This is a genomic window from Pelagibacterium sp. (genome assembly GCF_035555455.1).
GTDB lineage: Bacteria > Pseudomonadota > Alphaproteobacteria > Rhizobiales > Devosiaceae > Pelagibacterium.
The window spans coordinates 1-26,744 of the sequence record NZ_DATMGM010000058.1 but is presented as its reverse complement, the minus strand read 5'-3'; the positions used below and the strand labels follow the sequence as shown (position 1 = coordinate 26,744).

The window sequence follows — 26,744 nt, the reverse complement described above, 5'->3', positions numbered from 1 at the left end:
GAGATAGCAATGACTGACGCCTCTTTGGGGTATGGCAGCACATACCGTATTTGGGATTCGGAAGCTGGGACACCCGGTCTGGTGGAGATCAGCGAAGTTTTCAACATCACGCCTCCGGGCGGGACTGCTGATCGCGTCGACGCCACGCATATGAAATCTCCCGGCCGTCGTCGCGAGTACATCGCCGGGCTGATCGACAGCGGTGAGGCATCGTTCGAGATCAACTATGTGCCGGGCAGCGACACCGATATTCTGCTGCGTCGCCTCAGCGCGTCAGGCGAGATCGTTGAGCATCAGATCGAATTCCCGAATGGTGTAACTGTCACCTATGACGCGGCCATCACCGGGTACGAGAAGAATGTGCCGCTCGATGATCGCATGACGGCCACCCTCACGATCGCGCCCTCGGGCGAGGAAGTCTGGGATGATGGAGACGAGAGCTAATGGCTGTCCCGATGAAAGCTGAGCACATCGTCAAGGTCGAGGCTGGCGAGTTTACGCTGGCCTACAACCTCCGCGCTTGCGCCATGATCGAGGGCCAGTTCCCCGGTCGCGGGCTGCAATCCATTCTCAACGATCTTTCCGGCGACGACCCCAAGATGGGCACGCTAGAGGTCGTGATCTGGGCGGGGCTCACCAAGCACCATGCGATCAGTCGTGATGAGGCTGGCGAATTGGTCCAGCTGAACGAGATTGGCGAATGGGTGCAGGCCATCGGCGCGGCGATGGGGGGCGGGCAGGCCGATAAGGTTGACCGCCCTCAGAAGGCAGCGAAGGCCCGGTAAGCTGGCCATCGCTGCTTGAGGCATGGATTGAGGCAGAACAACCCCGCGCTGACTTCTGGGATGCCTCGTTCCTCGAATACAATTCGGTCATTGCCGGAGCATCCAAGCGCAATCAGCGCAGGCGGGAAAGCGAACTATCAGCGGCCTGGCATGTAGCAGCTCTGCAAAGGGCAAAGCGCATGCCGAACCACGACAAGGTGGTGAAGGGCAGCGGGCGGCGCGAACGCGATATGTCTCCCGATCAGCTTGAGGCTCAGGTTCGGGGTTGGTTCAAGCGACGACGGCGGAAGGCTGCAAAGGAGGCGTGAGCTATTGCAGGCTCAAGAAGGCCTCCTCTTGCAGCCCAAAGCAATAGTTCACCATGCTCCAATCAGTTGTTCCGTCCGCGCTTGACCAGTCTTCCTGACATTTTGCGGCGGATCGTTGAAGCGGGCTGTCGTCATTCAGAGCATCTAGGCTGGCCGTGAAGTCGTTGTGGCCATCTGTTTGCAGATCGATGCAGTAGCGTTGCATCGCAAAGTCACCCTCCCATTCCGCCTCGCAAAGCGAACGGATGCCCTGATCAATTTCGTCATTAGCGACGGACAGGGACGGGGTGGCCACGAGAGAAATAGCAACAGCGGCCAGTGCGGCTTTCAATTTCATCTAGGCATCCTCCAGTTTTCGCAAAGGTAGCACGCTCATGAGCGCAGTTGTAGGCGCGGTACGTGTCATTTTGGGGCTCGACTCCGCTGCCTTTACCAAGGGCATGTCGGACGCTCAACGGCATCTCCAAAACGCTGGAAAGCAGATGCAGGCTATTGGCCGGCAAATGTCTGTCCGCGTCACCGCTCCCATTGTCGGGTTCGGTGCGCTCACCCTTCGGGCCGCCGGTAATTTCGAAGCAGCAATGAACCAGGTCTCCGCCGTTTCCGGTGCGACCGGAGACGAGATGCAGGCGCTCTCGGATCAGGCTCGCCAGCTCGGCGCCACCACACAATACACTGCCGCACAAGCTGGCGATGCTATGGGCTTTCTAGCCATGGCTGGCATGGAGGCGATCGACATCCTCGATGCCATGCCGGACACTCTCCAGCTCGCCGCCGCTGCCCAGCTCGACATGGCGCGCGCTGCGGACATCGTGACCAACATCCTTGCTGGCTACAACATGGATGTCGAACAGCTTGGCCGCGCGACCGATGTTCTGGTCAAGTCGTTCACCTCCGCAAATACCGACTTGTCCGACCTTGCCGAGGCCATGAAATACGCTGGCCCCGTCGCCCAAGCAGCGGGCGTCCAGTTTGAGGAAACGGCGGCGGCGCTGTCTCTCATGGGTAACGCTGGTATTCAGGGGTCCATGGCGGGCACGTCGCTGCGAGGCGCAATCTCTCGCATCCTTAACCCCACCTCGGCGATGGCCGACGCCATGAGAGAGGCCGGACTCTCCTTTACCGATGCGCAAGGACGCCTTCTACCGCTCGCTGATATCATTGAGGAACTTGAGCCGCACGCCGACAATGCTGGGCTGTTCATGCAACTATTCGGCCAGCGTGCGGGTCCGGCAATGGCTGCGCTGGTCACGCAGGGTTCGGACGCCGTTCGTGAACTGACGGGCGAACTGGAGAATAGCGTAGGTACGGCAGCGGAAGTGGCCGCTGTTCAGATGCAGGGTTTCAACGGCGCGATGCGTCAGCTGGCAGCGGCCTTTGAGGCCCTTCAGTTGGCCATTGCCGACGCTGGTCTATTGCAGTGGGCATCGGATGCGGCAAACGCACTGGCCGGGTTTCTGCAAGAGTTATCGCAGACCAATCCTGAAATGCTACGTATGGGCACTATCGTCGCGGGCGTTGCTGCCGCCATCGGCCCGCTGCTGGTGGTTCTCGGAACACTGGCTACAGCCGTGGCTGCTGTTAGCGCCCCTGTGGCGCTGGTGATCGTTGGTATCGCGGCGCTGACCGCTGCGATTATCGCGTTCTGGCCGGAGATTTCGCATCTTGCCTCGGTCGTTGCTGAGTTCGTGTCGGGAGCTTGGCAATCCTTTGTGGACGCCATGGACAGCTTCGGTACTCATCTGGAGGCTGTCCGCCAAGATATCCGGGCCTTCGCGGCTCAAATTCCCGAGTTCTTTGCAGAGCTTCCAGGGCGCATGCTCCAGATCGGTGTCGATATCATCCAGGGGCTGTGGAACGGCATTCAGTCGAAGTGGGGCGAGTTCACTGGGTGGGCCTCGGGGCTCGGTGATCAAGTCGCCGGCTTCTTCACCAATCCCCTGCAAATCTTCTCCCCCTCTCGCGTCATGCACGGCGTCGGCGTCAACGTCATGGAGGGGCTGCAGAACGGCATGGACAGCATGTCCAGCCAGGTAGAGCAGACCGCCAAGAATATCGCAGACGTGGTCACGCGCGCGTTCCAAGGCCTGATCAGTGGCTCAATGACCGTGGGCGAGGCGATATCCTCCGTCATGCAGCAGCTCGGTCAGATGTTCCTCACCCAAGGTTTCCAGGCACTATTTGGGCTTGGCGGCGGCGGTGGCGGCATCGGCGGCCTGTTCTCCGGTATCGGCAATATTCTCGGCTTTGCGCGGGGCGGCACCATCATGCCGGGAGGCGCGGGCGGCATCGACAGCCAGCTGGTGATGTTCCGCAAGTCGCCCAACGAGCGGGTAGACATCACCAAGCCGGGGCAGACGCTGACCAGCGGGGATAGCGGGCCCAGTGAGCTCAACTTCAACATCACGGTGAGCGGTGCGCGCGGCAACTCCGAAGTCCGCCAGATGGTCGAGGAAGGCATGGACAGTGCGTTGCAGACTGTCCGCCAGCACCTGCCTGACTGGGTTGCCAATCCCCGCGTCAAATTCGTGTAGGTGACCAATGGCTTGGGAATATCCTCTTTCGCTCGCAGACTTTTATGACAGGCTGCGAGTGGCCATCGGTTCGCCTAACTGGCAGCTGATGCGCAACGACCAGACTTCGGGGCTCGGGAGCGGCCAGCCCCTATCTGCTGAGCTAGCCTCGCCCCTTTGGACACTGCCGGTACAGCTTGTGAGCATGGGAAATGACGAGGCCGATCACATCCTCGCGATGCTGGAAATGCTGTGCCATCCGGGCCGAAAGTTCTATTTCTCGAACCCCAAGCGCGAATATCCGGCGGCTGACCCATCGGGCGCCACGCTCGGCGCCGCGACGCCGACGCTGCACACCATCGCGGCGAACAATCGGCAATTGCGCATCACCGGCTTGCCGAATGGCTACCGGCTCACTGTGGGCGACATGCTGGCGTTTGACTATGGCCCATCCGGGCAGAAGCGTAGAGCCCTGCACCGGGTCACCGAAACGGTCAGTGCTCTATCGAGTGGCGTGACGCCGACCTTTGAGGTGTTCCCCCATATCCGAGCTGGTGCGCTCGTTGGCGATCCGGTGTTCTTGGCCAAGCCCGCGATCCTCGCGAGTGTTATGCCGGGCTCCTTCAACCCCGGAACCGCAGACACAGTGAATACTCACGGTGTCGCCTTCGATATCATTCAACGGTTGATCTGATCCCATGCGTACTGCTGATCCCAATGTCGTCGCTCTCTTGCAGGGCGCGGATACGCTCGGCCTGATTGAGGCTGATCTGGTCGTCTGGCACGTGAAAACCTTTGCCGGCGCTCCGGTACCGTTCGCGTTTTGGTCCGAGCACGATACCGTCACGGCGACCGTCACTTCGCCGTTTACCGGCAACCCGGCCAGCCATCCGTTTGTAGGCGCTGGGGCGATCCTCGACGTGGGCGAGACGCCCCGCACGTCGGATTTATCCATCCGGCGCAAGTCGATCACTCTGTCAGCGGTCCATGAAACCGTGCTGAACATGTGGACAGGGCACGACATGCGCCTGGCCCAAGTCGCCGTGTATCAGGCGCTGTTTGATCCCGAGACGCGCAACATGGCCAGCGCGCTACTGGAGTTCGTTGGGGAACTCAACGGGGCACCTAAAGAGGTGCCGGCAGCGGGCGGGCAGGGCGGCATCCGGTTCGACCTGGTGTCGGACACGCGGCAACTGACTCGAACCAATCCGGCCAAGCGATCTGATGCTCACCAGCGCACCCGGCAGAACGATGGCTTCCACAAATACATCGGCGTATCCGGCGCCTGGCCCATCCCATGGGGGCAGAAGTCCGAGGGCGGATCGCAATCAGCGATCAAGCAGATCGTGGACATGAAGTTGGGTGGCAAGTGATGCGACACGAAGACTGGCGCAAGCGCCTCGGGGCCTATGTCTCGGAAGTGCGCGCCACCCCGTTTGCCTTTGGCACACATGATTGCTGGCTGTTTGTGACAGGCGCGGTCGAAGCCATGACCGGGACAGATCACGCCGCCAAGCATCGTGGTCGCTACAAGACGGCCCGCGGCGCTATCGGGCGTGTGCTCAAGCCCATTGAGGCAAAGGATATGGGCGGCGTGGCCTCCCATTACTTCGAGCCGACTGAGCCCGCCTTTGCCCAGATCGGTGACATCATGGCCATCCCGACCGACGATGTGTTTGGCTATTCGCTGGGCATCCTCAATGGCGAGCAGGTGCTTGTCGTAACGGCCACCGGGATCGGCGTGCGCGACCGGGCCGACGCCACCAGAGCTTTCAGGGTATAGACGATGCCGTTTCTTGTTGCACCGATCGCCGGGCTTCTCGGCGGCGGCATTGCTGCGCAATTGCTGGTCGGCACGGCCCTCTATGTCGGGGGCACGCTGCTCTCGCAGGCACTGGCGCCCAAGCCGCCGAAGCAAAAGGACCCCGGCGTCTCCCTTTCCATGCAGATGGGGGGCGACAGCCCGCTGTCGTTCTTTGTCGGCACTTCGGCCACGGCTGGTCACCGCGTCTATGCCGGAACATGGGGCACGGATGGCGAAACCCCGAACGCCTATTTTGTTGACGTACTGGAGTTGGCGAACGCGCCGCTCGACGGGCTGAACAACATCTATGTGAATGGAGAGTTGGCAACGGTTCGTTGGGGCGAGCCGCACAGCCAGTACGGCTATCCGATCAATCAGGGGCGCAAGAGCGGCAAGGACCACCTCTGGGTGAAGTTCCATGACGGCCGCCAGACTGCGCCCGACGCCTATCTGCGCTCCAAATTCGGCAATCATGCCGAGCGTCCCTATGGCGCCGACATGGTAGGGCGCGGCACAGCCTATGCCATCGTCACCACGCGCTACAACCGGGAGCTCTGGCAAAACGGCGCGCCCTCGATGCTGTTTGAGGTGCGCGGGCTGCGGCTCTACGATATCCGCAAGGACAGCAGTGCAGGCGGTGTTGGCACACATCGTCGTGACAATCCGTCCACGTGGGAGTGGACCGACAACCCGTATGTGATCGCCTACAATGCGGCCTTCATGGGTGTCTATGTCGGCTCGGAATGGTTGTGGGGGCTGCAAGGCTTGCCCGCACTGCGTCTGCCCACCTCGGCGTGGATTGCGGCCATGAACGAGTCCGACCGCGCAATGGCGGCGTGGGGCAACCAAAAGCAGTTCACTATCGGCGGCGAGATCACCGTTGATATGGAGCCTGCCGCAGTTCTCGAAGAGATCGCTAAGTCGTCCATGGGGCGGTTCATCGAAAGCGCTGGAACGTACAAACCGCGCTGTGGCGCGCCGGGTGCTGCCGTGTGGAGCTTTGGCGAAGGTGAGTTGCTGATAACCGATCCGCGTAGCTTCACGCCTTTCCCCGGCCTCGAGGCCACGCACAACACCATCGAGGCGACCTATTCCGAGCCCGGCGAGGCGTGGGGCAACAAGGCCGCTCCGGTTCAGTCTGATCCCGCCTATATCGTGGCGGACGGCAACAGGCGGTTGGCGGCTGATCTGGCGTTGCCGATGGTCAACCGCAACGAGCAGGCGCAGCGGCTGGCCTACAGCTATCTGGAAGATGGCCGGCGCTTCCGCACGTTGCAGGGCTCATTCCACCCGATCACGTGGCTGCTCGAACCGGGCGATGTGATCGAGGGCACGCTTCTCGGCGAGGGGTATTCCGGCAAGTCGTTCGAGATCCTCGAAATGTCGGGCCGCCGGACTTTTGTCCAGACCATGACGCTGCGAGAGATCGATCCGGCTGACTTTGACCCGCCGTCAAGTGCCCGACAGGACTGGTCCGTTGGGCCGATCCAGACGATTTATCCGCCAGCGCAGGTGGTGACCGGCTGGGCGGTCTCACCTTACGAGCACATCGACAGCCAGAATCGTGCAAGGCGACCCGGCATCCAGTGTTTCTATCAAGGCGGTATGGATGACATCCGGGACATCAAGGTCATGATCCGGCGGTCGGGCGAAACCAGTCCGTTCTTCTCGCAGCCATACCCATACGATGCCGATAACCTGATCCCATCGGTTATCATCGTGGGCGATTTAATCCTGGGTAATGAGCCCTATGAGGTCGCTTCGATTTTCGTCCCGTACTCCGCGCGCGATATGGAGATGTCGGACTGGCTGGCTGTTACGACGCCGGATATCAGGCTCTCCTCGATCGATATTCAGATCGAGGAGATAATCGAAGCGACCGCTGAACTGTCCGACTGGGCCACCCGTGAAACCCGAGAGACAATCGAACGCCTTCGCAGCAATGTCATGGATGACGGGCTTGGGGCCAGTAACGCCTATGCAGACCGGCAGAAAATCCGTCGCGAGCTTGTCAGCATCACCGGCCAGAGCCGCGCGGAGTGGCAAGAGGATATCCTCGTCGCCACCGGGCCAGAGAGCGCCATTGCACTGCGGATTGAGGAGCTGCGGACAGAGGTGTTCGACCCCGTTAGCGGTCTCCCGGCGACCAACGAGGCCGTGAACCTTCTGTCTTCGGAGATCGGCGTTATCAACGGTGAACTTGTCGCCCAGAATAACGCCATCCTCGCTCTCGACAGTGCGTTTGGGGATATTAGCGCTGACTTCCTATTCCGCGCCTTCACTATGGCAGCGCCGAGCGGCGCGCTGGCGCGTGTCGCGCTCAGTGTGTCCGCAACGTCTGGCGGCCTTCCCTCGACGGCAGCGCTGTTTCTCGATGCGATGAGCGATGGGAAAAGCCGAGTCTTGGTCAACGCCGATCAGTTCGCCGTCACCTATGGCAGCGGCACCGACATCAAGGTGCCGTTTGCTATCGACGGCGGCGACATCATCATCAACGCCAAGATGGTGGGGTCTTCGATGCACATAAACCCCTTCACCGGCTTTTTCAGCTTCGGATAGAGCATGGCAATTCTTCGCGGATTTCCTTCCGAAGGCATCGTTGCATGTTTCGATGAGGCCCCGGGCGGCGGGGACATTGAGAATATCAATGCGCCCCGCAACGCGCCGGCCAAGAACCCCGGTGCCCACCTGTCTCGCGTTTACTGGCATTCGGAGTTCTTCCAGTACGAACTGGCGATGCCGATCCAGACGGTGACGGTGGAGCATCCAGCATTGGCGGGACGCTCGATATATTGGGGCTACAACCTCGTTTATGACGGCAACAACCCGGTCTCGACGATAGGCTATCTCGTTCCCGGACAGGTGGCGACGGCCTCGCATACTTTGGTCAATCATGGGTTGGGCTATGTGCCGCTGGCATTCGTCGCCTATGGCGGTCGCATGCTCATGCCGGGCGTGGCCGTGCAGACGGCCAGCGAGGGCCGCAGCCGGTTTGTTTCGCCGTTCATCACCGCAAGCGGTGTGGGGCTGCGCGAGGTCTACAACTCCTCGTCATCCGGGCTTGGGGCGGTCAGCCGGACCTATCAGGTGATGGTGTTTCGGGTGCCTGCTGAGAATGTGGCGCTGCCGCTGTTTGGCCGCACCGGCAGTGAGGTGATCCTCGGGCGAGGCAAGGTCCGAACCGGCCGCGCCTATGCCCGTAAGGTCGGTGCCGGGGCGAGCCCCTTCAGCATGGATCAGGGGCGCACTGTGGATCTCAACAATGGCCGGGCGCGGATCGCCACCGGCGGAGTTGTCACAACAGAGGCGGGCTATGGTGGTTCGCACAGCGCGCCACCCTTTGTGCAGGTGGGGGTGTAATGGGCAAGGTGTATAACAACCCCGCTACGGGGCACATCTTTGTGGAAGGCTCTGGCGGGGAAACACGCTGGTCGTCCGAGTTTCCGCCGGTCAATTTGCTACCGGAGGCCGATTGGGTCGACACCAGCCTCAGCGTGGCGTTCCCGGATTTTTCCAAGTTCGTCAATTACAGCCATAACCGGTGGTTCAATCCGCCCTCCTGGCCGGGCACAGGGCCGTGGCGGCCGAGCACGTCGCAGGACACCTGCGTCTCACTGACCATGATAGAGCCCGAAAACCGGGTGCTGGGGCCGACCACTATCGGCACCATCCCGGCGGGTGCCAATTACATCGACGTGCGAGTGCGGCTGAACCGAACCAAGGCGCCGTACAACTTCCGCGACCAGGGCGTGCCGCCGCTGATCCCCAACGAGTGGGTGAGCCTGCCGGGCGGCTCGTGCCTCGTTGAGGCCACCGAGATCTGGCGGCGGTCCTTCGATATCGTTCTGACGGGAAATGAAGTGCAGCTAATCCGACGGCAGTCAGTGATCGATCCGGGGCCCGAGCCGACAACCGGGACCCCGCCACAGCGCAATGGCTGGCTTCCGCGGTCCGGCGCCGGCAGCGACCCTTGGGGACAGAGCAGCTATCAGGGCTGGGGTTGGATCTCGGGCAACAACTTTGCCGGCACCTACCGCAAGGGGCACCCAGCCGCACTGATCCAGCACAAGCCGCCCAGTGCCAATGGCGGGCTGGGCGGGGACACGCCGCAATATGGCGGCAAGCACCCGCGCCGCTTCAACGCCTGCTCGATCAACAACAGCGCCCACGACTTTTCTTCCACCTACACCGGCCAGATCGTCATCCGGCCCGGCTATTTGAGGGCCTGACATGCAACCCCAATCGATCCCGCCGCTGTCGGCAGCCATCCATTATTCCACCTCGGCCCAGTTCTGGGAGAACCGCGCCAAGACCCTGCAGGCGCTGGTCGACGCCCAGGACGCAGAAATCACCCGCTTACGAGAGCAGTTGGCGGCACATGAGCCGCCCGAAGCGCCCGACCAAGCCGAGACTGACCCCGCCGCCCTCTGAGGCGGCTTTTTCATATCCGGAGATATCATGGCACCAGACATCACCATCAGCCACTACAGCACGGGCACGGCCACGGTGGCCGCTAACGGGACCGTCGTAACAGGGCAGGGCACCGCTTGGGCTGGAGCGGCCCGAACCGGCGACCTGTTCGGGACCCATCGCGGTCTGCCGATCCGCATCCTGGCGGTCAACAGCAACACCAGCCTGACCTTGGCCCATCCATGGCCGGGATCAGCGCAGACTGCAGCGTCCTATGAAATCCAATGCACCCCACGGGACGTAGGGTATCGCCGGGCGATCGAGGAGCTGATTTCGGATGTCAGCGAGGGCAACCTGCCGCTGCTGGCCGCGCTTCTGGGAGCGCCCAATAAGCTGGCGTATTTCGACAGCAGCCATTCAATGGCGCTGGCAGACTTCCCGGCGTGGGCGCGGGCGCTGTTTGGGCTGCCTGGAGGGGCCGACAAGCTGCCGTATTTGTCGGGCGCTAGCGGCGCTGAGCTGGCGGACTTCCCGGCTTGGGCGCGGGCGCTGTTTGCCGAGACCGGAGAATTGCCTGACGGGGCGCTACCGGAACGGCTTCGCGCATCATCGCCCAGACTAGAAACGTCGTCAGACGATTTGAATGACCTTTCTGAAAGCGGGTTCTACGTGACCGCTGGAGGGGTGGCGGAAAACCGTCCGCTTGGGGTTGGCGAATGGTTCGTGTTCAACATAGCAGATGATTTAGCGGGATTGGGCGCAAGAGCCCAGATTGCAGTGCGCAGAACGACCGCAGCGGGAGGTATGGCTTTCCGACACCGGGACGTCTCGGGAGTCTGGCAAGATTGGAAAATAGTCTACCACAGTCAAAATTTAGTAGGGACGGTCTCGCAGTCGGGAGGAATTCCAACTGGCGCGGTAATTGAGAGCGGCGAAAATGCGAATGGGAAATATACAAGATTTGCAGATGGAACCCAGATTTGCCAAGGTACAGTCAGTATCACACCTGTAGCTAACGAAGTATCTACCGCAACAGCAACATTCCCAGTAGAATTCTTCTCGCCCCCTACGGTTGTGGTGTCGACAGTGTCTAATTCGATAGCAGTAGTTCGTCCCGCAGCCCTGAATAGTCAGGCGACGACCACTTCTGTTACCGTAAATTTCATCAGGAGTAACACAGGCGTTACGATGCAGAACTATGAAGCCTCTGGGAGGTGGTTCTAATGTACATCTCGTTCTCACCTCAACGCCGCGACGACGCCCTCTCAGTATCTCGCCAAGGCGGCATTCTCACCATTAATGGCGATGTCTTCGACTTTTCCGCACTACCCGAAGGCGCAACCATTGCAGCTGAGAACAGTCCCAGCCCGTGGATCACAGGCCCGATCGAACACATCAACGGCAAGCTGCATCTGACCTTGCTGCTGCCCCATGGACCGGGCCCAAGCGCGGTCGTCGCATTCCCCGAGCCGTTGGTCGATCCCGACGACGGCCCGCTTGATCTGCCCCATGATCCCAAGGAGGTCGAAGATGACCTGGACGCCTGATCCTTCGATCATTATCACAGCCGAGCAGAAAGCTGGAGCGCAACAAGAGCATGCCTGGGCCACGCTGCGGGCAGAGCGCGACCGCCTGTTCGAGGAAACCCGCTGGCTGGTCGAGCGGCACACCGAAGAGCTGCTTTTGGGCCGCGCCACAACGCTTTCAGCATCTGAGTACGCCGATCTGCTAGCCTACCGGCAGGACCTGCGTGACCTGCCGGAGAATACGATTGATGCGGCGGAGGTGGTGTGGCCGGAGAAGCCAGAGGTATAACCTTGGCCGCCCTCACTGGCTGCGGGACCGAGGCTGGTGGCTGGGAGGATAGGGGCACGGCCACGATCAGTTGCGCTGGATTGCGTTTGTTGTGAATCTCTCCATAGTTGTGGGGCAGCGCGCCTAACGCTGTAGAGGCTTGGGCTGACTTCCTGGACGGCTCGAGCCTCGCCTTGATTCACAATCCCGGAAAACTTGCCTCGCCGTTGTGCTGGGCTTTTTCACAAAAGAGCGCCGCCCCGAGTTGGAGGTCCACCCCGGAACGGCGCCTGCTGCGCGGAGCATCGATCGGATATGCGCAGCGGAATCATGTTGGACGGGATCGGCGAAATATACAACCACCAGCAGGCGTCTCGAACGAAAGGAGCCCAGCTTTCGCCGGGCTCCCCCTTCCTCCCAATTCCCCCGTGCAAGAGGTTATTGGTCGAAACTTAGAAGTGGAAGTTCACACCGATACGGGCGATGTGTGCATCTGCGTCCACGTCAACACCGTCAATGTCGACGTTTCGGAACGAGGCGTAGAGATACTCGCCCTTCAGTGACAAGTTATCCATCACCATCGCCTCGACGCCGCCACCAGCCGTCCAACCCCAAGCATACTCGCTGGAGCTAAGGGTCGTGCCACCAGCAGATAGCTTCCCGCCCAGATCGCCAAATGCCACGCCGGCAGTCAGATAGGGCATGATGGTTCCCAAGTCAGCGCCAAGGCGGGCACGGATGGTTCCGAAATGATTGATGCCAAGTTCAGCATCTACGCCCTGGATCGTGTCGTGCCACTTGACGTCGGAAAACTGGTAATCACCTTCGATACCGACGACAAGTCCATCGAGAGCGATGTTATATCCGAGCTGAACCCCGCCCAGCCAACCATTGATATCCTCAGGCCAAGCTACGCCATCGAGATCTGCGTTCCCCCAGCCATAGCCGACGTTGGCGCCGGCATAAAAACCGTCCCATATTGAAGATGAATCAACAACCGGAACAATCGGCGTCACAGGTGCAGGTCTAATCGGATCAGCTGCGAAGGCGGGGGCCGACGCGACCATCATTGCAATAGCGGATACAGCAAGTAGCTTTTTCATCAGATGTGCTCCAGTTAATTGTTGCACATTTTTGCCTCTTTTTTGACAAGGAGTCAAAGTGCGGGGCTGAACAATTGTTGTTTAAGTAAACGTTGTTGCGCAAATGACACTTCTATAGGCTACGGCGTAAGTCGTCTTTAAGGTTTGGAATTACGCGATTTTCGCCGCTAAACCTTCGACTTCCGCCACCCTGCGCGCGCCGCTCATCTGCAACCATCCTGCGATGATCGAGTTTACATGAGTGGACGTTGTCCAGCCTTCAGGCCGCTCGCCAGCAGTGGGGCAAATGGGCGAGCGGTCTTACGGGGCGCTGTCGGGCTTCGGTGTTGCTTTCGCACTGCCTGTCTCCTTGCGCCGTTCACTTTCGGCCTCGACCAGCAGCAGCCACTCGTTGCTGTCGGTGAAGATTGGAGACGCCAGGTGCTCGCGGGCTTTCTCCAGTTCGGCATCAGATAATTGTCTGACCCGTGATTTCTTGTCTATTTCATCAAGATTATCAATGAAATTCAAAATTACTGCGCGCCCCATAATTTCCCCCAAGCACTTGCGTGGAGTGTACTATGGGCGCGCAAGCAAACTGTCAAAGACAATTATGAAGTCAGAGCTATGCGGATCAAATCCGCAGTGTTTTTTGCTCCGATTTTCATCATCAAGCGTGCTCTGTGAACCTCAACCGTTCTGGCAGAAATGCCCAACTCAAGGGCAGACTCACGGTTAGATTTGCCGTTTACGGTCAATTGCAGGACTTGTCGCTCTCGCGGGGTGAGTTGGGAAAAGCCCCGTATAACAACCTGGCGATGACCGTGCACGGGGGGGAGGACAAGCGTGTTGCTGCGCATGAGGTCACGAACGCCGTTAACCAGCCTTTCGGGATCAAAGGGTGTTTTTAGGACATCGAAGGCTCCCGCACGCATGGCGGTGACGGTGTTGTCAATGTCGTGCTCGGAAAAGATGACAAACACACCCACCCCCATCTGGTGGGCCCGGGTCATCGCGAGCACAGACAGAGACGTCGCGGCATCGAAGTGCACCACAAGGATGCTCACCTGTGTCTGATCAAGCGCTGCCTCGACGGCCTCTGCGCTGTTACACGTAAAGACTTTGAACCCCTCAAGCCGAAAAAGCGTGTCCAGGGAGGAAACGGTGTCATCTTGATCGGAGGCAATGACAACGTGTCTGTCGCGATTATACGCGGGCTTATAGATCAGCGTTGCATCGTCGGAAATGAGCACCGAATTCGGAGTGAGCATGGTTAGCATTTTGAACCCCCATTTTCTCGAATCAATCCATATTTTTTCTTTTTAGCCTAAATTACTTTGGTAGCTTCCGCGATGGGGTAAATACCTACTCCAGTTAGATCGATTTATACTGTAACGCGCGGCTTTGCTTTTTCGTTTTGCTGACGACTGGCTGAACGGCTGATGCGGTAATCGCTCTACAGTACGTCTCACAATCTAAGCCGCCTGCAGACGGCTTTTTTCTTTTCCAACATCAACAGGAGGCCTCTATGGCACTCGACTATGCCCACTGGCAGGACGTTCCTGCCAGCGTTTGGCGCTGGCCCAATTTCAGCGCCCAGGAAATCGCCTGCAAGGGCACCGGACGGGTGAAGATCGATGCGGCAAGCCTCGACAAGCTGCAGGCGCTGCGTACACGGCTGGGCAAGCCGCTGATCATCACCAGCGCCTATCGCTCGCCCCAGCACAATGCCGCCGTGGGCGGGGCCAAGGCTAGCCAGCATCTTTATGGCAAGGCGTTCGACGTGGTGATGGCCAACCATGACCCGGTGGCGTTTGAAGCCGCGGCAAGGGCGGTCGGGTTCACCGGGTTTGGCCACTATCCGGCGTCGAACTTCATGCACATCGATACCCGCGCCGCCCCGGCCCGCTGGAAGGGCACCGGGCGTAATAATGCCTGGTTTGCGGCACAGCCGGCCACGCCCGGCTTCACCTCGCCCGCTCGCCCCGACAGCCTTGTGGAGACGGTCAAGGAGCTGGGGCCGGTGGTGACCCCGGTGGTGGTCGGCGGCAGCGCCGTGGCCCAGGGCGATGGCCCGGTGCAATGGGCGATCGGGCTGATTGCGGTCATTGGATTCCTGGCGGCCATTGTCTGGTTCATCCGCCGCAAGCGGGGAGGGGAGAATGCTTAGCGTTCTGGGCTGGATGATCCAGCACTGGTGGCTGGTGCTCGCCCTTGGCGCGGTGCTGGGGGCGTACATCATTGGCGGCTGGCGCCTGGCGCTGGCCGTCGCCACGCTGGGGGCAGGGGCGGGGCTGTATCGCAAGGGGCAGGCGGCGGAGCGGGCCCGGCAGCGCCAGCGGGCCGAACGCGCGCGACAGGACCGGGAGCGCGTTGAGCAGAGCGTCGGCGCAATGGGCATCGAGGACGTGGAGCGGGAGCTGGGCCAATGGAACCGAGATTGATGCTGGCCGCACTGGCCATGCTGCTACTGGCGGCCTGCACCACGGCGGGCAGCTTCTGCGAGGTGTCGGCCCCGATCCGGCCCTCAGCTGCCGATCAGCTGACCGAGGGGACGGCGCGGCAAATCCTCGTGCACAACCAGTTCGGCGCGACCACCTGCGGATGGAGGCCCTGATGACGACCAGTACGGAACGGGAGATTGGTCGGCTTTCGGCGGAAGTGGCCGCGCTCCAAAGGCAGGTTCAGGAGCAGGGCGAGATGATCCGCGAAATGCGCGACGTATTGGTCAGCACCAAGGGGAGTTGGCGACTGCTGCTGGGCGTGGCCGGGCTGGCGGCGACGCTCTCAGGACTTGCGGTGTCGGCGGCGCAGTGGTGGCCGTGGCGTGGGTGATCTGTGGACCTCGGGGCGCAATCTGATCGTGTGGCTGCTGCTGATCAGCAAGGATCCGCTACGAGCCTGGAGCGACGTGGGGAAGAAGTGAAATGTGACGGCAATGGGCAGTTGGCGGCGGGGACAGGCCCCGCCGCGTATGGCCTAGAAGCCGAATAATGCTTCCTCTTCAGGACGTTGCATGCCGTCCTCAAAATAGGTTTCCCAGACCTGGGCCCACGGACGACCGTAAAGATCGGGTACCACAAAATTTTCAATCACGCTGCCCGGCGCAACGGGTGTGCCGCGTCCATCGATCGGAAAGATCGTCTGGTTGCAGTGATTGTAATTGATGGGAGCAACATCGTTGTAGTCGCCCACACGAGGGAGAAAACGGATTACGCGGATTGGCTCAACGAGCGCGTCAGGGTCATAGAACACAGCTTCGTGTTCCAGCCCTAGTAGCTCCTCCTCCTCGTTAAGGCGAGCCTTCCAAATTTCGATAGTCTGGAGATTATCACTGTGCTCCCAACTGGCGTGAGTGAACCAGCCCTGAATGTTCGAAGTCCAAGTAATGAGTACGTCGTTGTCCCAGAATCCGATGGACTCGCCAAACCAAGTCCGAACATCGGCGCCAAGACGCGGCACTGCGCCAGACATGTTGAATTCGCGGTCGATGTAGCTGTTGCGGATGGAATTGCCGCTTCCCCCAAGGAATTGGACCCGTTCAGGAACTACGTTGATTTCCAGTTGTCCTGGGCCTCCTGGACCTGACCACCAACGCATATAGCCTTCAGGCCTACAGTACATCGCTGACCATTGCGCAGCATGGCTCTGCACTTGGTGATAGAGCTGTTGAACGAAACGGGTTTGGTATTCGGGCGTCAAAAGAGACAAAATCGTGGATGTCTGATTGTAGTCGCCGATGATCCACTGCGGCGGCTCGCTATAATCACCGGGAGCCAGCGTCGTGGAGCCTCGCCCTCGCAGTGCGGAATAGTGGATATCGAGGTTGCGGGTATAGCGTCCGTTCCACTGAGGAACCGTCTCGTAGGTATGAGCCGTGGGGCCGCCGTCTGACGCGGCCTCTGAGAGTAAAGCCTCGTAGTGCTCCTGAGCGGTTCGGAACGGGTACGGCGAAACAATTACCGCCCTCGGATAATCCCGATCGCAATGTCCCCACGCTCCTTGAGCGGAGTCGTCCTCGATCATCCGGGGGCCACTGGAATAGTCGCCCCATTGCGCATCAAGAGCCATTGGGCTGTTGCACCGAAAATATCGTGGATCGCTCCAAAGTTCGGTGTCGAGGTAAAAATCGTCCGATGTGAAGAGGTCGCGTTCTAGCGGTTCGACATCTTTAGGCGAGTTGCCGTCTCGTGCGGTGGCTATCTCTTCCATGTAAAACGGCAGGGTCGCTCCTACACGTTGGGCCTCGACCTCCGGTAGCGGCCAGCCACGACCGGCGCTGTCATGTTCCACCGTTTGAGCAAACGAATTAAACGAGGCCAACGTCGTCGACAGCAGAAGTGCTGCAACTATGGATGCCTTCATAAATATCTCCCATCATTTCCAAAGTAGTAGATGCCGACATTTAACGCCTGGATGTCAGGATTGGGCGTTGCGCGGCCCGCTTTCGCAGCTAAGGGGCTCAGCAATGACAGGTGACGGAAAGTAGGTCCGCAACGTCAGCATCTAGAATTGGCGGCAAAACTTGCATCTCGCCGCCAAAATACGTCGTTAAAAACCGAACAATGCTTCCGTTTCTGGGCGCTCCATCCCGTCTTCGAAATGTCGCTCCCAGATTTGGGCCCAAGGCCGCGCGTACATGTCTGGTACGCTGTAGTCGATAACCGTACCAGGGGCGACCGGCTGGGCGCGCCCGTCGACCGGGAAAATGGTTTGGATGCAGCGCGAATAAACGAAAGGATCGACCTCATCGAGGGCAGCGGTTTTGACATGCAATTGAACAAGCCTCAAAGGCTCTGCCAATGCTTCCGCATCATAAAAGATGATCTCATGTTCGAGGCCGGCTAGTTCTCCCTCAGGGGAATAGCGAGGGGATAGGATCTCTACCGTCTGCATCTGCCCCGAATGTTCAAACACCCCATGCGTAGTCCACGGCATGATATTTGATGTCCAGCTAACGAGCACGTCGTCATCCCAGAAAGCGACGCTCTCTCCGAACCAGCGTGGCACATCCTGACCAAGCCGGGGCACTGCTCCATCCTCCTTAAACGTTCGGCCAACATTGAGGTGCCGGATGAAGTTTTCAGCGCTGCTAGCCATCATTTGAACCCGCTCAGGGATGACCATGAAATCCATGGAAAGGTGAGCTTGGCGGGAGAACAGGCGCATGAAGCCATCTGGCCAGCAAAACTGCGCCGGCCAAAGCGGCGCATTCGTCACGGATTGGTGATAGTGCATCTGAGCCGCACGTTGCTGATACTCAGGAGTTAAGAGCGACAAGATGGTCGACGTCTGGTTGATCGAGGTGAAGAACCATTGCGGCGGCTCGGAAAGATGCGCGGCGGGTTCATATATTTCGCCGTTGCGGGCTGCCATAAACTCTAGCGCTATGGGTCGGCTGTAACGCCCGTTCCAATCGGGGGGAGGATTGTCGCGACTGTAAACAGTTGGTCCACCTTTGTTCGTTGTCTCCGCCAGTAGAGCTTCATAATGCTCTTGGGCAGTCCCAAATGGGTAGGGGCTGACTATGGACTCTCGGGGGTAATCGATATCGCAATGCCCCCACGATGCGCTAGCGGGCGGATTGTCACCTATAAGCGTTGAAAGGCTATCACCTGAGCTCCCGCCACCCCACATGGCCTGTAGGGTGGAAGGGCTATTGCACCGGAAATAACGAGGGTCGCTCCAAAGGTCTGCGTCTTGGTAGAAATCGGTGGTCGTGAACAGGTCGACCTCAAGCGGTTCAATTCCCTCGGGGGCAGCCCCGCCGTAGATGGCCTGTTCGCCTGCGCCTTCAGCTCCACCACTGACGTAGGAAAAATCACTTGATGATACGGGCCAGCCACGGCCGACGCTCTCTTGTTCACTCTGTGCCCAAACGCCCGGCGACAGCAATAACCCTGACGCAAAGACCATTGTTAACGTTGGCAATCTCATTCAGTCCTCCCAAACTTCAAGAAGACCTAGGCTACCCCACGGGGTGGGGCGGTCCTGCATGATCGCGGCTGATAATGCATGCGATCATGCAGATGTACCTCTTGGTGCCGCTCTATTGCAGCAAAGGCTGTTCATCTGCTTTCGGTGTGACGCTTGCGAGATGGCGTTTCAGATCGAGGCGCGGTTCGAAATGGCCCACGAATGCTGGGGCAGAGGAGGTGCCGCGCCCTAAATCCATTTTACAGTAGAGCGATATTCTTGAGGCGCTTCAAGGGCCATCCAGACACCCTATTGTAAAACGCACCTTCGGAAACCCCAGCAAATCCGGGCTTCTCCGGTTTCGACCCGTAGCCTCTTAATCAGCGGGTCCAAGGTTCGATCCCTTGTACACCCACCAAAATTTCCAAAGTACATTAGTGGCTTAGCCACTTCAGGCTGATGAGCAAACCGGAAGGGTTTGCTTCGGTTTGTCGTTGGTTTGCAGACTTTTCAGCACAAGTTGCCACGTTACTCTCTCACGGCGGCTTTCATCCGCTATGATTATCGCTTCGGTGAGGTTGGGCGGCAGAATAGGGGGCGGCTATGGAGAAAGTTTGTGCTGTTCCGTACCGGTTGGGTAGGGCCGGGGCCGAGGTGTTGGCGTTCCGGCATCCGCTGGCGGGCAGGCAGTTCGTCAAGGGGACGCGCGAGGCCGGGGAGCGGTCGTGTGAGGGTGCGCGACGGGAGCTCTTTGAGGAGAGCGGCGTTTGGCTTGAGACGGAACCAGTCCTATTGGCGGAAGCGCTGATTGGTGTTCCGTCGCTGCGCTGGATCATCCATGCCTGGGAAACGAAAAGTTTGCCAGATATTTGGGACCATTGGACGGAAGATGGGGGCGGGCACTTGTTTTCGTTTTTCTGGCACCCGCTCAACGTCGATCTTGACGAAGATTGGCACCCGATTTTTCATGAAACGTTCCGGTTGATCCGTGCAACGCTACCCAAGGTCATCGGACAGCAGAATACGTGATCGGCGAGACAAGAGGAGAGCATATTGACTTTGAAAGTGTATCTGTCCGGCGAAATTCATACGGACTGGCGTGACCGGATTATCGCGGGTGCGGGGGACCTGGATATCGAGTTCAGCGGCCCGGTGACCGATCACGACGCCAGCGACGATTGCGGCGTTGCGATCCTAGGGCGCGAGGACGACAAGTTCTGGCACGATCACAAGGGCGCGAAGATCAACGCCATTCGCACCCAGCGGGGCATAAGGCAGGCCGATATCGTGGTCGTGCGGTTTGGCGACCAATATCGCCAGTGGAATGCGGCGTTTGATGCGGGCGTGGCGTCGGCGCTGGGCAAGTCCTTGATCATCCTGCATGGCCCCGAACACCAACATGCGCTCAAGGAAGTGGATGCCGCAGCCCTGGCCGTTGCGGAACGCCCCGAGCAGGTGGTGCAAATCTTGCGATACGTGCTGAGCGGTGCTTTGCCTTGAGTGTAGCGGGATAGTGCGGCTGCGTCCGGACGGAATCAAGAATTTCATCCATCAATTAAAATGGGAACATACATGAAATAAATTCAAGTGTAGTTATCTTGGGTTTGCTTTTTCTGCATGGTATTATCTTTTGTATTTCTCGAAATGCGACTTGTTTTGGCAACACGTCCGGGGAGGCTGAGATGACCGTGTTAAAATTTATTGGAACCTGCTTTGTGGGTGCTTGCGCCGTGGCGCTGTCGGCGGGAATTGTTTTTGCGCAGGCAGAGGCGCCCCGGATCGATTTTCCTGAAGGGTACGAATCCGAGTTTAAGAACTACCTGAGCCTCGATCGCGTACAAAATCCGGATCAGATCATCAGGCTGTTTGCCAATGATATTGCATTGGAGGGCAGAGGAGAGGATGGGAAATTCGCCAACGGCTCCATCCTCGTAGGGGAAATATACGCGGCCCTCAAAGATGACGCTGGCAACATCATGGAAAGCTCCCTGGGGCACCGTATCGCTGGAAATTTTGCTGCCGTCGCCGTAATGGAAAAACGGGAAGGGTGGGGGGATATATTTCCAGAAGGGCTCCGAAACGATGATTGGGATTTCGCGATATTCAGCCCGGACGGGGAGCGGCTGGATCGCGATCTCAACGGCTGCCGCGCGTGTCACGCGCCCTTGACCGATATCGACTTTGTCTTCTCGGTCGAGCATCTCGGAGGCTAGGGCTATTGCTGATCTGATTGGATCAGATCAGGTGCTCTAACGGTTTGCCAGTTCGGGCCATTCACGGAACCGAGCGGACGTCGGATTCGTTTGCGCTATAGAACCAAGGAGTAGCGCGCAATGACCGACCACTCCCACATGCCGCTGAAGCGGCAGACCACGCTTGCCCGCCCGACCAAATTTCTGCTGGCTGTCGCGTCGATTGCCGGAGGGTTACTGGTTGCTTATATCCTGTTTTCACTCGTCTATACGGCGATTGCGCCAGAGCGGATAGCCAATCCGGCGGACATCTTCGACCACCAAAGCCCGTCTGAGGGTGTTGGGGTGCCCGATGGGGGTGAGATGACCAACGCGCCCAATCAGGCAGCCCCGGATTCTCCTGCAAGAGCGAATCCTGCGCCGCAATAAAGGCTTGCGTCCCTATGTGCGTTGCTCGGCTGAATGCAGCTTCTTGTCACGGAAGATCAGCGTGAACTCCATGTCGTCGGCCTCTGGCTTTTCGCGCAAAGTTAGAGTGAGCGTGTCGCCGCGCAGCCCGGCGTTTTCCCATGTCATGGGCTTGCCGTCGCGCCAGGCGTTGCCGGTAATCTGTTGATATTTCTGCTGCAATTCGATGCGGTAAGATTTACCTGAAGTGTCCTGCCACTCCCAGGTTCCGGCGATCTGGGCCGGGACGATCCATTTGAAGAGATTGGTGCCGCTGAGCTTGAGCCATTCGTCGGGGCGCCAATCGCCCATGTCAAAGGCGTGCGATATGACCCGCGAGCCGGGGCGGAGCTGACTGAGCAGGCGCGGGCGCAATTGCACATTGATCGATTGCAGCAGATAGAGCGTCACCACCGTCGCATTGCTGACGTCAACGTCGAACAGGTCTTCTTCAAGAAAATCCACCAGATATTCGACGCCGGAAAAGCCAGCATATTCCATGGCTTCGGCAATGCGCGTGGGATCGATATCGACGCCAATGCCGCGCGTGTTGCGGTCCCTGGCCGCGGAGACCAGAATGCGGCCATCGCCCGAGCCCAGATCGTAGAGGACATCCTTGGGCCCGACATTGCCGAGATCGAGCATGGCCTGAACGACTTCGTCATCGGTGGGGACGAACGGCACGTCGAGATAGAGGTCCGGGTCCTCAGAATAGTTGTTGATGAAGTCGTAAAAATCCAGGTCGCGGTCCACGGGGTGACGTCCTCAAAATCGCATAGTCGCATTTGGCTCGGTCCCCACGATGGAGCACGATGACTCGCGAAAAGCAATGGCGGCAATGCGTTCCATCAGGCCGATAGCCCTCGATCTTGAGGCAGAACCTTAACCGGGGACCGTGGCAGAATGGTGCCAGGGGGCGGCAAGACCTGCCGGATTCCGGGCCTTTCCTAAGCTCTGATTCACCAAACAGGCAGTTTCCTTTCGATCCGTTTGGGCTGGAAAGCATTTCTGAAAATGTTGCCGGGTAGGCTGCCAGCAAAACCGTCCCTGTGGCGTGGCGGGGAGTGCAATGAGCTTGAGCAATTCGTCGGTGGTGGCAGAAGGCCCGATGGGGGGCATGGCGCGTACGCGGGCGGTGCTGCCTGTGCTGGAAAGCCGTGTGGTGGCGGTGTCGGAGTGGGATGGCGCGGTCGCGGGGTTTGACGGGGTGTGCCAGGAACAGCTGGCGGCCTATGCCGGTTTGCGGTGGCCCGGGGTGCAGCTCGAACCGGTGTTGTTTGCGCAAGACGCCAAAACCGTTGGCGGGGCGCTGGTGATGATTCAGCAATTGCCACTTGGGGTTAGCTCGATCGCGCTGGTGAAATGGGGGCCGATCCTCGCCGATAGCGGGGCGGAAAATGCTGGCGATCTGGTTGAACGGATGGTCGAAACGCTGGTGAAAACCTATGCGATTGGGCGCAAGATGATGGTGTCGATCATGCCCCGCGCAGAGGTCGGAGAGACCAATCGGCTGGAAGATATCCTTGTCCGGCGCGGGTTCAAACCGGGGGTGGGTGTACGCTATCCGGACCGATTTTACGTCAAAGTTGGCATGGAAGATGCTCAAAGGTTGACGGCATTCGGACAGAAATGGCGGTACAATCTCAGAAAATCATTGCGTGCCGGGCTCGACTTCGAAATCGGCTCGGCAGAGGATTTGCCAAGGTTCATGGATCTCTATCAGGCCATGAGCGAGCGTAAGCAGTTTCCCGACTTTTCCGGCATCGACACGCTTGAAAGCATGATGGCGCTGCCGGAGGATGGGGGACGCCCAGGCCTGTTCTTTGTCAATCATGGCGAGCGGACGGTGGCCGGGGCGGTCATCTTCGCTTCGGGCGATACGGCTTGTTACCTTTATGGGGCGACCGATGATGCAGCCCTTGGATTGCGGGCCGGGTATTTCCTGCACTGGCATATCATCGGCTGGCTTCGCGACAACAGTGCTGCGCGATATTACGACCTTGGGGGCACGGATGGATTTGCCGGGTTGCACCAGTTCAAGAGCGGGATGGTGGGGGAAGGCGGCCAGATTACGCCGCTGCCGCCAGCCATGAATTACGCGAGCCATTGGTTGCCCTATGCGCTGGGGACAAGCGCATATCGGGCGCGGGAACTTGTGAACCGGACGCGGGACAAGATGCTGGGGGCGCGACTGGCGATGCTGCGGCGACGGCAGAAGGCCAAGGGCTGATCGATGTCAGTCGCCACCCGTCTTGCTTCCAAATCGATGCTGATCTTTGGCCTGCGCATTTTTGGCGCGGGCTTTGTGTTTGTGGTTCAGGCGGCCATTTCGCGCGTCTGGGGCGCCGGAGCGCTGGCGGATTTCCTGCTGGTGACGGCGGCGGCCAATCTGCTGGCGGTCATGATGCCGTTGGGGTTCCAGACGGTGGCGACCTATTTTTCCGCCGAATATGGCTCGCGCGGCGAGGGCAATCATCTGCGCCGGTTCGTGGGGCGGGCCTATGGGCAGATGGTGTTGGTGGGGCTGGCGATCCTTGCGTTCGGCTGGCCGATCACGCTGGTGATGGGGGAGGCGGGGGAGCATTTGCAGCGCCTGTGGGGGCCCACCGCGCTGATCGCTATCGCTACGGCGCTGGCGACCATCAACGGCACGGTGCTGGTGGGCCTCAAGCGGCCCCTGACCGGATATCTGCCGGACATGATGTTTCGACCGGGGCTGACGCTTGCGGTGTTCATCGTCGTAGCGTGGCTGAGCCCGGCGGAGAATATTGCCGGCATGGTGTGGAGTCTCTCGCTCGCGCTGCTGGTGCTGTTTGTTGCCCAGTGCCTGTGGGTGCGCCAGGCCATCGCGACGGTGCCGCAACGGGACGTCTTACGGGAGCGCGAGCCAAAGCGGTGGTGGCGGTTTGCGGCACCATGGGTGTTGATCACGCTGGCAGCGGACTATTTCTTCGATATCAACCTGCTGATGCTGGCCGGACTGCTCGATCGTACCGATCTGGCGATCTTTGGGGTCAGCACCCGAATCTTTGCACTGGCGTCCTTCGGTGTCGTCGCCGTCTATGGACTGACGCTGCCCAATATGTTCGACGCGGAGCGCGATACGGACAAGGCGGCGTTCGGCAAGCGGGTCGGGGAGGCCAATATGGTGGCTACAGGGCTGTCGCTGGTGCTGTTTTTCGGGGTGCTGGTGTTCGGGCGCTATGCGCTGATGCTGTTTGGCGAAGAGTTCGCCGATGGCGCAATGCCAGTGGCGATCCTGTGCCTGGGGTTGGTGGTGCGGGCAGCGTTCGGCCCTGCCTCGCTGGTGCTCTCGATGCACGATCGCCCCTGGGCCAGCCTGCCAGCGGTGGGGCTGGGCCTTGCGGCGCTGGTGATCGGCAACGCAACGCTGGTGCCCGCGCATGGGCTGATGGGGGCAGCGCTTTCGGCGTTTCTGGCCATTTCGCTGTGGTCGGTATCGCTGTGGGCGACGGCGCTGTGGCGGGCGGGGATCGATGTGTCGATCTTTGGCGGGTTGCGCAAGCCAGCAACGGCTTAACGCACGTGTTGCGCCGGGAGACCCGATTGGAAATCAGCGATCGAACAGGGCGCGGGCGCGCAGGGCGAGGCGCTTCTGGAACGGCAGGGTGATGCCGTCATCATAGCCTTCGACCGCTTTCGTGAACGGGCGCTCCATAACGAGGTAATCCTCGCCGAAGATGTGATCCTGGAGGTGGGCGACCTCGGTATAGCCATAGCGCTTGAGAAGGGCGAGGGCCGGGCGGTTGTCCGGGCGCGTATAGGTGGACGCCTTGTGGAAGCGTGAATTGTCCCAATGGGAGATGAAGGCTTGCATGCCGAAGCGGCCAAGCGGAGTCTTGCGGAAGGCTGGATAGACGCAAGACCAGTACTGGAAGATCGTACCGTTGGCCGGGCCGGAAATGAGAAAGCCGCCGGTGGTTCCATCCACCTCCAGCAACATGACATGCCAGGGATCGAGCGCCAGGAGCGTGCGCAGAAAGGTCTTGTCGAGGCGGGCCTTCTCGAACGCCTTGAACCGATCGCCGTAGAACGGCATCGAATCGATCAGGTCCATCAATTCGCGATGGACGGCTGAGATATCGGCAGCGCTGGCTGCCCGCGACGTCATCACCGGCTCGCTCATGGCCAGTCCCCCATTGCTGCGATCGACAGCACTGTAAGCACCCGCAAGCTAAGAAAAGGTGAGGACAGCGGAGGGAAATTCCGCTGCTTTCGCACGTTCCTTTGATCAGGGACCTGCGAATGCTTGCGCGGCGCTGAATCGACAGGGTAAGACAGGTGGAACGGTCTGGACTCCCGGTTCTGGCGGAATCAAAGCGGAGACACCGGACTTTACTGTCTTTGCGTCTTCCCGTCCGCAAGAAGGAACCACTTTCGTGGAGGCGCACAGGAATTGGAGGAAAACATGAGTTCGGAGATAGTATTTGCTCCGTCGGAAGACGTTGTTGCCCACACACGGGTGACCGCCGCGCAGTATGAACAGATGTATGCGCGCTCGATCGCCGACCCGGACGGGTTCTGGCGGGAGCAGGCGCAGCGGATCGACTGGATCAAGCCATTCACCAAGGTCAAGAACACCAGCTTTGAATGGCCCGACGTCTCGGTCAAATGGTTCGAGGACGGGGAGCTCAACGTTTCGGCCAACTGTATCGACCGGCATCTGGCCACGCGCGGCGACCAGACGGCAATCATCTTCGAGCCTGACAATCCAGAGGATCAAGACCGCCACATCACCTATCAGCAATTGCATGACGAGGTGTGCCGTTTCGCCAATGTGCTCAAGGGGCTGGGCGTCAAGAAGGGTGATCGCGTCACCATCTACATGCCGATGATCCCGGAAACCGCCTATGCCATGCTGGCTTGTACGCGGATCGGCGCGGTGCATTCGGTGGTGTTTGGCGGGTTTTCGCCCGAGGCGCTGGCCGGACGCATCAATGACTGCGACAGCGCGGTGGTGATCACCGCCGATGAGGGCCGCCGCGGGGGCCGGCAGGTGCCGCTCAAGGCCAACGTGGACAAGGCTATCGAGCATGCCCCGGGCGTGCGCAATGTGCTGGTTGTCCGCAACACCGGATCGGATATCGCCATGCAGGACGGCCGCGATGTGTGGCTGCACGAAGCGGCGGCCAAGGTCGAGCCGGTGTGCGCGCCAGAGCCGATGAATGCGGAAGACCCGCTATTTATTCTGTACACCTCCGGATCGACGGGCAAGCCGAAGGGTGTCGTGCATACGACCGGCGGCTATCTGGTCTTTGTGGCGCTGACCCATGAACTCGCCTTCGATTATCGTGACGGCGAGGTCTATTGGTGCACGGCAGATGTGGGCTGGGTGACCGGGCACAGCTACATTCTCTATGGCCCGTTGGCCAATGGGGCGATCACGCTGATGTTCGAGGGGGTGCCCAGCTATCCTGATGCGGGGCGGTTCTGGGATGTGGTCGACAAGCACAAGGTCAACATCTTCTACAC

32 protein-coding genes are annotated in these 26,744 nt (G+C 59.7%); 24 read left to right on the top strand and 8 right to left on the bottom strand.

Annotation, left to right across the window (positions count from 1 at the left end; translation table 11 throughout):
* The first annotated feature begins 9 nt into the window (after positions 1-9).
* Both VNS12_RS10600 and VNS12_RS10595 read left to right on the top strand, forming a co-directional pair.
* Entirely contained in the window at positions 10-444 is a 435-nt protein-coding gene (locus VNS12_RS10600; RefSeq protein WP_325487804.1) for a phage tail tube protein, read from the top strand.
* Positions 445-455: 11 nt separating this feature from the next.
* Positions 456-785: a hypothetical protein gene (locus VNS12_RS10595; RefSeq protein ID WP_325487803.1), complete on the top strand. Its 330-nt coding sequence runs from the start codon at positions 456-458 to the stop codon at positions 783-785.
* A 309-nt stretch (positions 786-1,094) separates the two neighbouring features.
* On the opposite strand, the gene VNS12_RS10590 is transcribed toward VNS12_RS10595, so the two are convergent.
* Positions 1,095-1,430, bottom strand: a complete 336-nt coding sequence (locus VNS12_RS10590; protein ID WP_325487802.1) for a hypothetical protein — start codon at positions 1,428-1,430, stop codon at positions 1,095-1,097.
* 37 nt (positions 1,431-1,467) lie between these two features.
* On the opposite strand from VNS12_RS10590, the gene VNS12_RS10585 reads away from it, so the two are divergent.
* From VNS12_RS10585 to VNS12_RS10535, 11 genes are read left to right on the top strand one after another with little or no spacing between them, the layout of a single operon-like run.
* Complete coding sequence (locus VNS12_RS10585) at positions 1,468-3,627, top strand: phage tail tape measure protein (RefSeq protein ID WP_325487801.1); 2,160 nt, start codon at positions 1,468-1,470, stop codon at positions 3,625-3,627.
* Between the two features lie 7 nt (positions 3,628-3,634).
* Positions 3,635-4,300, top strand: a complete 666-nt coding sequence (locus tag VNS12_RS10580; RefSeq protein WP_325487800.1) for a hypothetical protein — start codon at positions 3,635-3,637, stop codon at positions 4,298-4,300.
* A 4-nt stretch (positions 4,301-4,304) separates the two neighbouring features.
* Positions 4,305-4,979, top strand: a complete 675-nt coding sequence (locus VNS12_RS10575; RefSeq protein ID WP_325487799.1) for a hypothetical protein — start codon at positions 4,305-4,307, stop codon at positions 4,977-4,979.
* Positions 4,979-5,389 carry a DUF6950 family protein gene (locus VNS12_RS10570; RefSeq protein ID WP_325487798.1) on the top strand — a complete coding sequence of 137 codons (411 nt, stop codon included), beginning with the start codon at positions 4,979-4,981 and terminating at the stop codon, positions 5,387-5,389. Before VNS12_RS10575 ends, VNS12_RS10570 begins: the two co-directional genes overlap by 1 nt.
* Positions 5,390-5,392: 3 nt before the next feature.
* Positions 5,393-7,969, top strand: coding sequence for a phage tail protein (locus VNS12_RS10565; protein WP_325487797.1), 2,577 nt, complete (start codon positions 5,393-5,395; stop codon positions 7,967-7,969).
* Between the two features lie 3 nt (positions 7,970-7,972).
* Positions 7,973-8,770, top strand: coding sequence for a hypothetical protein (locus tag VNS12_RS10560; RefSeq protein ID WP_325487796.1), 798 nt, complete (start codon positions 7,973-7,975; stop codon positions 8,768-8,770).
* Positions 8,770-9,639, top strand: coding sequence for a hypothetical protein (locus VNS12_RS10555; protein ID WP_325487795.1), 870 nt, complete (start codon positions 8,770-8,772; stop codon positions 9,637-9,639). The genes VNS12_RS10560 and VNS12_RS10555 overlap by 1 nt, the downstream gene beginning before the upstream one ends.
* Position 9,640: 1 nt before the next feature.
* Positions 9,641-9,841 (top strand): hypothetical protein, encoded by a 201-nt coding sequence (locus VNS12_RS10550; RefSeq protein ID WP_325487794.1) that lies wholly within the window; start codon positions 9,641-9,643, stop codon positions 9,839-9,841.
* 27 nt (positions 9,842-9,868) lie between these two features.
* Positions 9,869-11,044, top strand: a complete 1,176-nt coding sequence (locus tag VNS12_RS10545; protein WP_325487793.1) for a pyocin knob domain-containing protein — start codon at positions 9,869-9,871, stop codon at positions 11,042-11,044.
* A complete protein-coding gene (locus tag VNS12_RS10540; protein WP_325487792.1) occupies positions 11,044-11,367 on the top strand; it encodes a hypothetical protein in 324 nt (107 codons plus the stop codon). Before VNS12_RS10545 ends, VNS12_RS10540 begins: the two co-directional genes overlap by 1 nt.
* Positions 11,351-11,635 carry a phage tail assembly chaperone gene (locus tag VNS12_RS10535; protein ID WP_325487791.1) on the top strand — a complete coding sequence of 95 codons (285 nt, stop codon included), beginning with the start codon at positions 11,351-11,353 and terminating at the stop codon, positions 11,633-11,635. Before VNS12_RS10540 ends, VNS12_RS10535 begins: the two co-directional genes overlap by 17 nt.
* A gap of 431 nt (positions 11,636-12,066) precedes the next feature.
* On the opposite strand, the gene VNS12_RS10530 is transcribed toward VNS12_RS10535, so the two are convergent.
* The 3 genes from VNS12_RS10530 to VNS12_RS10520 all read right to left on the bottom strand — a co-directional run bounded on the left by VNS12_RS10530 (position 12,067) and on the right by VNS12_RS10520 (position 13,976).
* On the bottom strand, positions 12,067-12,717 hold the full coding sequence (locus VNS12_RS10530) for an outer membrane protein (protein ID WP_325487790.1): 651 nt from the start codon (positions 12,715-12,717) through the stop codon (positions 12,067-12,069).
* Between the two features lie 300 nt (positions 12,718-13,017).
* Entirely contained in the window at positions 13,018-13,245 is a 228-nt protein-coding gene (locus VNS12_RS10525; protein ID WP_325487789.1) for a hypothetical protein, read from the bottom strand.
* 62 nt (positions 13,246-13,307) lie between these two features.
* Complete coding sequence (locus VNS12_RS10520) at positions 13,308-13,976, bottom strand: response regulator transcription factor (protein WP_325487788.1); 669 nt, start codon at positions 13,974-13,976, stop codon at positions 13,308-13,310.
* A gap of 248 nt (positions 13,977-14,224) precedes the next feature.
* Between VNS12_RS10520 and VNS12_RS10515 the strand changes: the two genes are divergently transcribed.
* Genes VNS12_RS10515 through VNS12_RS10500 form a run of 4 tightly spaced genes read left to right on the top strand, consistent with a single transcriptional unit; the run spans position 14,225 to position 15,531 of the window.
* Positions 14,225-14,866: a YcbK family protein gene (locus VNS12_RS10515; protein WP_325487787.1), complete on the top strand. Its 642-nt coding sequence runs from the start codon at positions 14,225-14,227 to the stop codon at positions 14,864-14,866.
* Entirely contained in the window at positions 14,859-15,140 is a 282-nt protein-coding gene (locus tag VNS12_RS10510; RefSeq protein ID WP_325487786.1) for a hypothetical protein, read from the top strand. The genes VNS12_RS10515 and VNS12_RS10510 overlap by 8 nt, the downstream gene beginning before the upstream one ends.
* Positions 15,125-15,313: a hypothetical protein gene (locus VNS12_RS10505; protein ID WP_325487785.1), complete on the top strand. Its 189-nt coding sequence runs from the start codon at positions 15,125-15,127 to the stop codon at positions 15,311-15,313. Before VNS12_RS10510 ends, VNS12_RS10505 begins: the two co-directional genes overlap by 16 nt.
* Positions 15,313-15,531 (top strand): hypothetical protein, encoded by a 219-nt coding sequence (locus VNS12_RS10500; RefSeq protein ID WP_325487784.1) that lies wholly within the window; start codon positions 15,313-15,315, stop codon positions 15,529-15,531. The genes VNS12_RS10505 and VNS12_RS10500 overlap by 1 nt, the downstream gene beginning before the upstream one ends.
* Positions 15,532-15,675: 144 nt before the next feature.
* Here the strand turns inward: VNS12_RS10500 and VNS12_RS10495 are convergent, their stop codons facing one another.
* Together VNS12_RS10495 and VNS12_RS10490 are read right to left on the bottom strand one after the other, a co-directional pair.
* Entirely contained in the window at positions 15,676-17,061 is a 1,386-nt protein-coding gene (locus VNS12_RS10495; RefSeq protein ID WP_325487783.1) for a hypothetical protein, read from the bottom strand.
* A gap of 186 nt (positions 17,062-17,247) precedes the next feature.
* Positions 17,248-18,633, bottom strand: a complete 1,386-nt coding sequence (locus tag VNS12_RS10490) for a hypothetical protein (RefSeq protein ID WP_325487782.1) — start codon at positions 18,631-18,633, stop codon at positions 17,248-17,250.
* 771 nt (positions 18,634-19,404) lie between these two features.
* Here VNS12_RS10490 and VNS12_RS10485 point away from each other — a divergent pair.
* The 4 genes from VNS12_RS10485 (at position 19,405) to VNS12_RS10470 (ending at position 21,233) form a co-directional block, all read left to right on the top strand.
* Entirely contained in the window at positions 19,405-19,641 is a 237-nt protein-coding gene (locus VNS12_RS10485) for an NUDIX hydrolase (protein ID WP_325487781.1), read from the top strand.
* A gap of 24 nt (positions 19,642-19,665) precedes the next feature.
* Complete coding sequence (locus tag VNS12_RS10480) at positions 19,666-20,112, top strand: YtoQ family protein (RefSeq protein WP_414693105.1); 447 nt, start codon at positions 19,666-19,668, stop codon at positions 20,110-20,112.
* A gap of 182 nt (positions 20,113-20,294) precedes the next feature.
* A complete protein-coding gene (locus tag VNS12_RS10475; RefSeq protein ID WP_325487780.1) occupies positions 20,295-20,825 on the top strand; it encodes a cytochrome P460 family protein in 531 nt (176 codons plus the stop codon).
* A 120-nt stretch (positions 20,826-20,945) separates the two neighbouring features.
* Positions 20,946-21,233: a hypothetical protein gene (locus VNS12_RS10470; protein ID WP_325487779.1), complete on the top strand. Its 288-nt coding sequence runs from the start codon at positions 20,946-20,948 to the stop codon at positions 21,231-21,233.
* Positions 21,234-21,245: 12 nt separating this feature from the next.
* On the opposite strand, the gene VNS12_RS10465 is transcribed toward VNS12_RS10470, so the two are convergent.
* On the bottom strand, positions 21,246-22,004 hold the full coding sequence (locus tag VNS12_RS10465; protein ID WP_325487778.1) for a class I SAM-dependent methyltransferase: 759 nt from the start codon (positions 22,002-22,004) through the stop codon (positions 21,246-21,248).
* 316 nt (positions 22,005-22,320) lie between these two features.
* Between VNS12_RS10465 and VNS12_RS10460 the strand changes: the two genes are divergently transcribed.
* A complete protein-coding gene (locus tag VNS12_RS10460; RefSeq protein WP_325487777.1) occupies positions 22,321-23,481 on the top strand; it encodes a lipid II:glycine glycyltransferase FemX in 1,161 nt (386 codons plus the stop codon).
* Between the two features lie 3 nt (positions 23,482-23,484).
* Positions 23,485-24,792, top strand: a complete 1,308-nt coding sequence (locus tag VNS12_RS10455; RefSeq protein ID WP_325487776.1) for a lipopolysaccharide biosynthesis protein — start codon at positions 23,485-23,487, stop codon at positions 24,790-24,792.
* A 33-nt stretch (positions 24,793-24,825) separates the two neighbouring features.
* Here the strand turns inward: VNS12_RS10455 and VNS12_RS10450 are convergent, their stop codons facing one another.
* A complete protein-coding gene (locus VNS12_RS10450; protein WP_325487775.1) occupies positions 24,826-25,398 on the bottom strand; it encodes a GNAT family N-acetyltransferase in 573 nt (190 codons plus the stop codon).
* Positions 25,399-25,680: 282 nt separating this feature from the next.
* Between VNS12_RS10450 and VNS12_RS10445 the strand changes: the two genes are divergently transcribed.
* Positions 25,681-26,744, top strand: a 1,064-nt coding sequence (locus VNS12_RS10445) for an AMP-binding protein (protein ID WP_325487774.1), incomplete at its 3' end; no start/stop codon positions are given.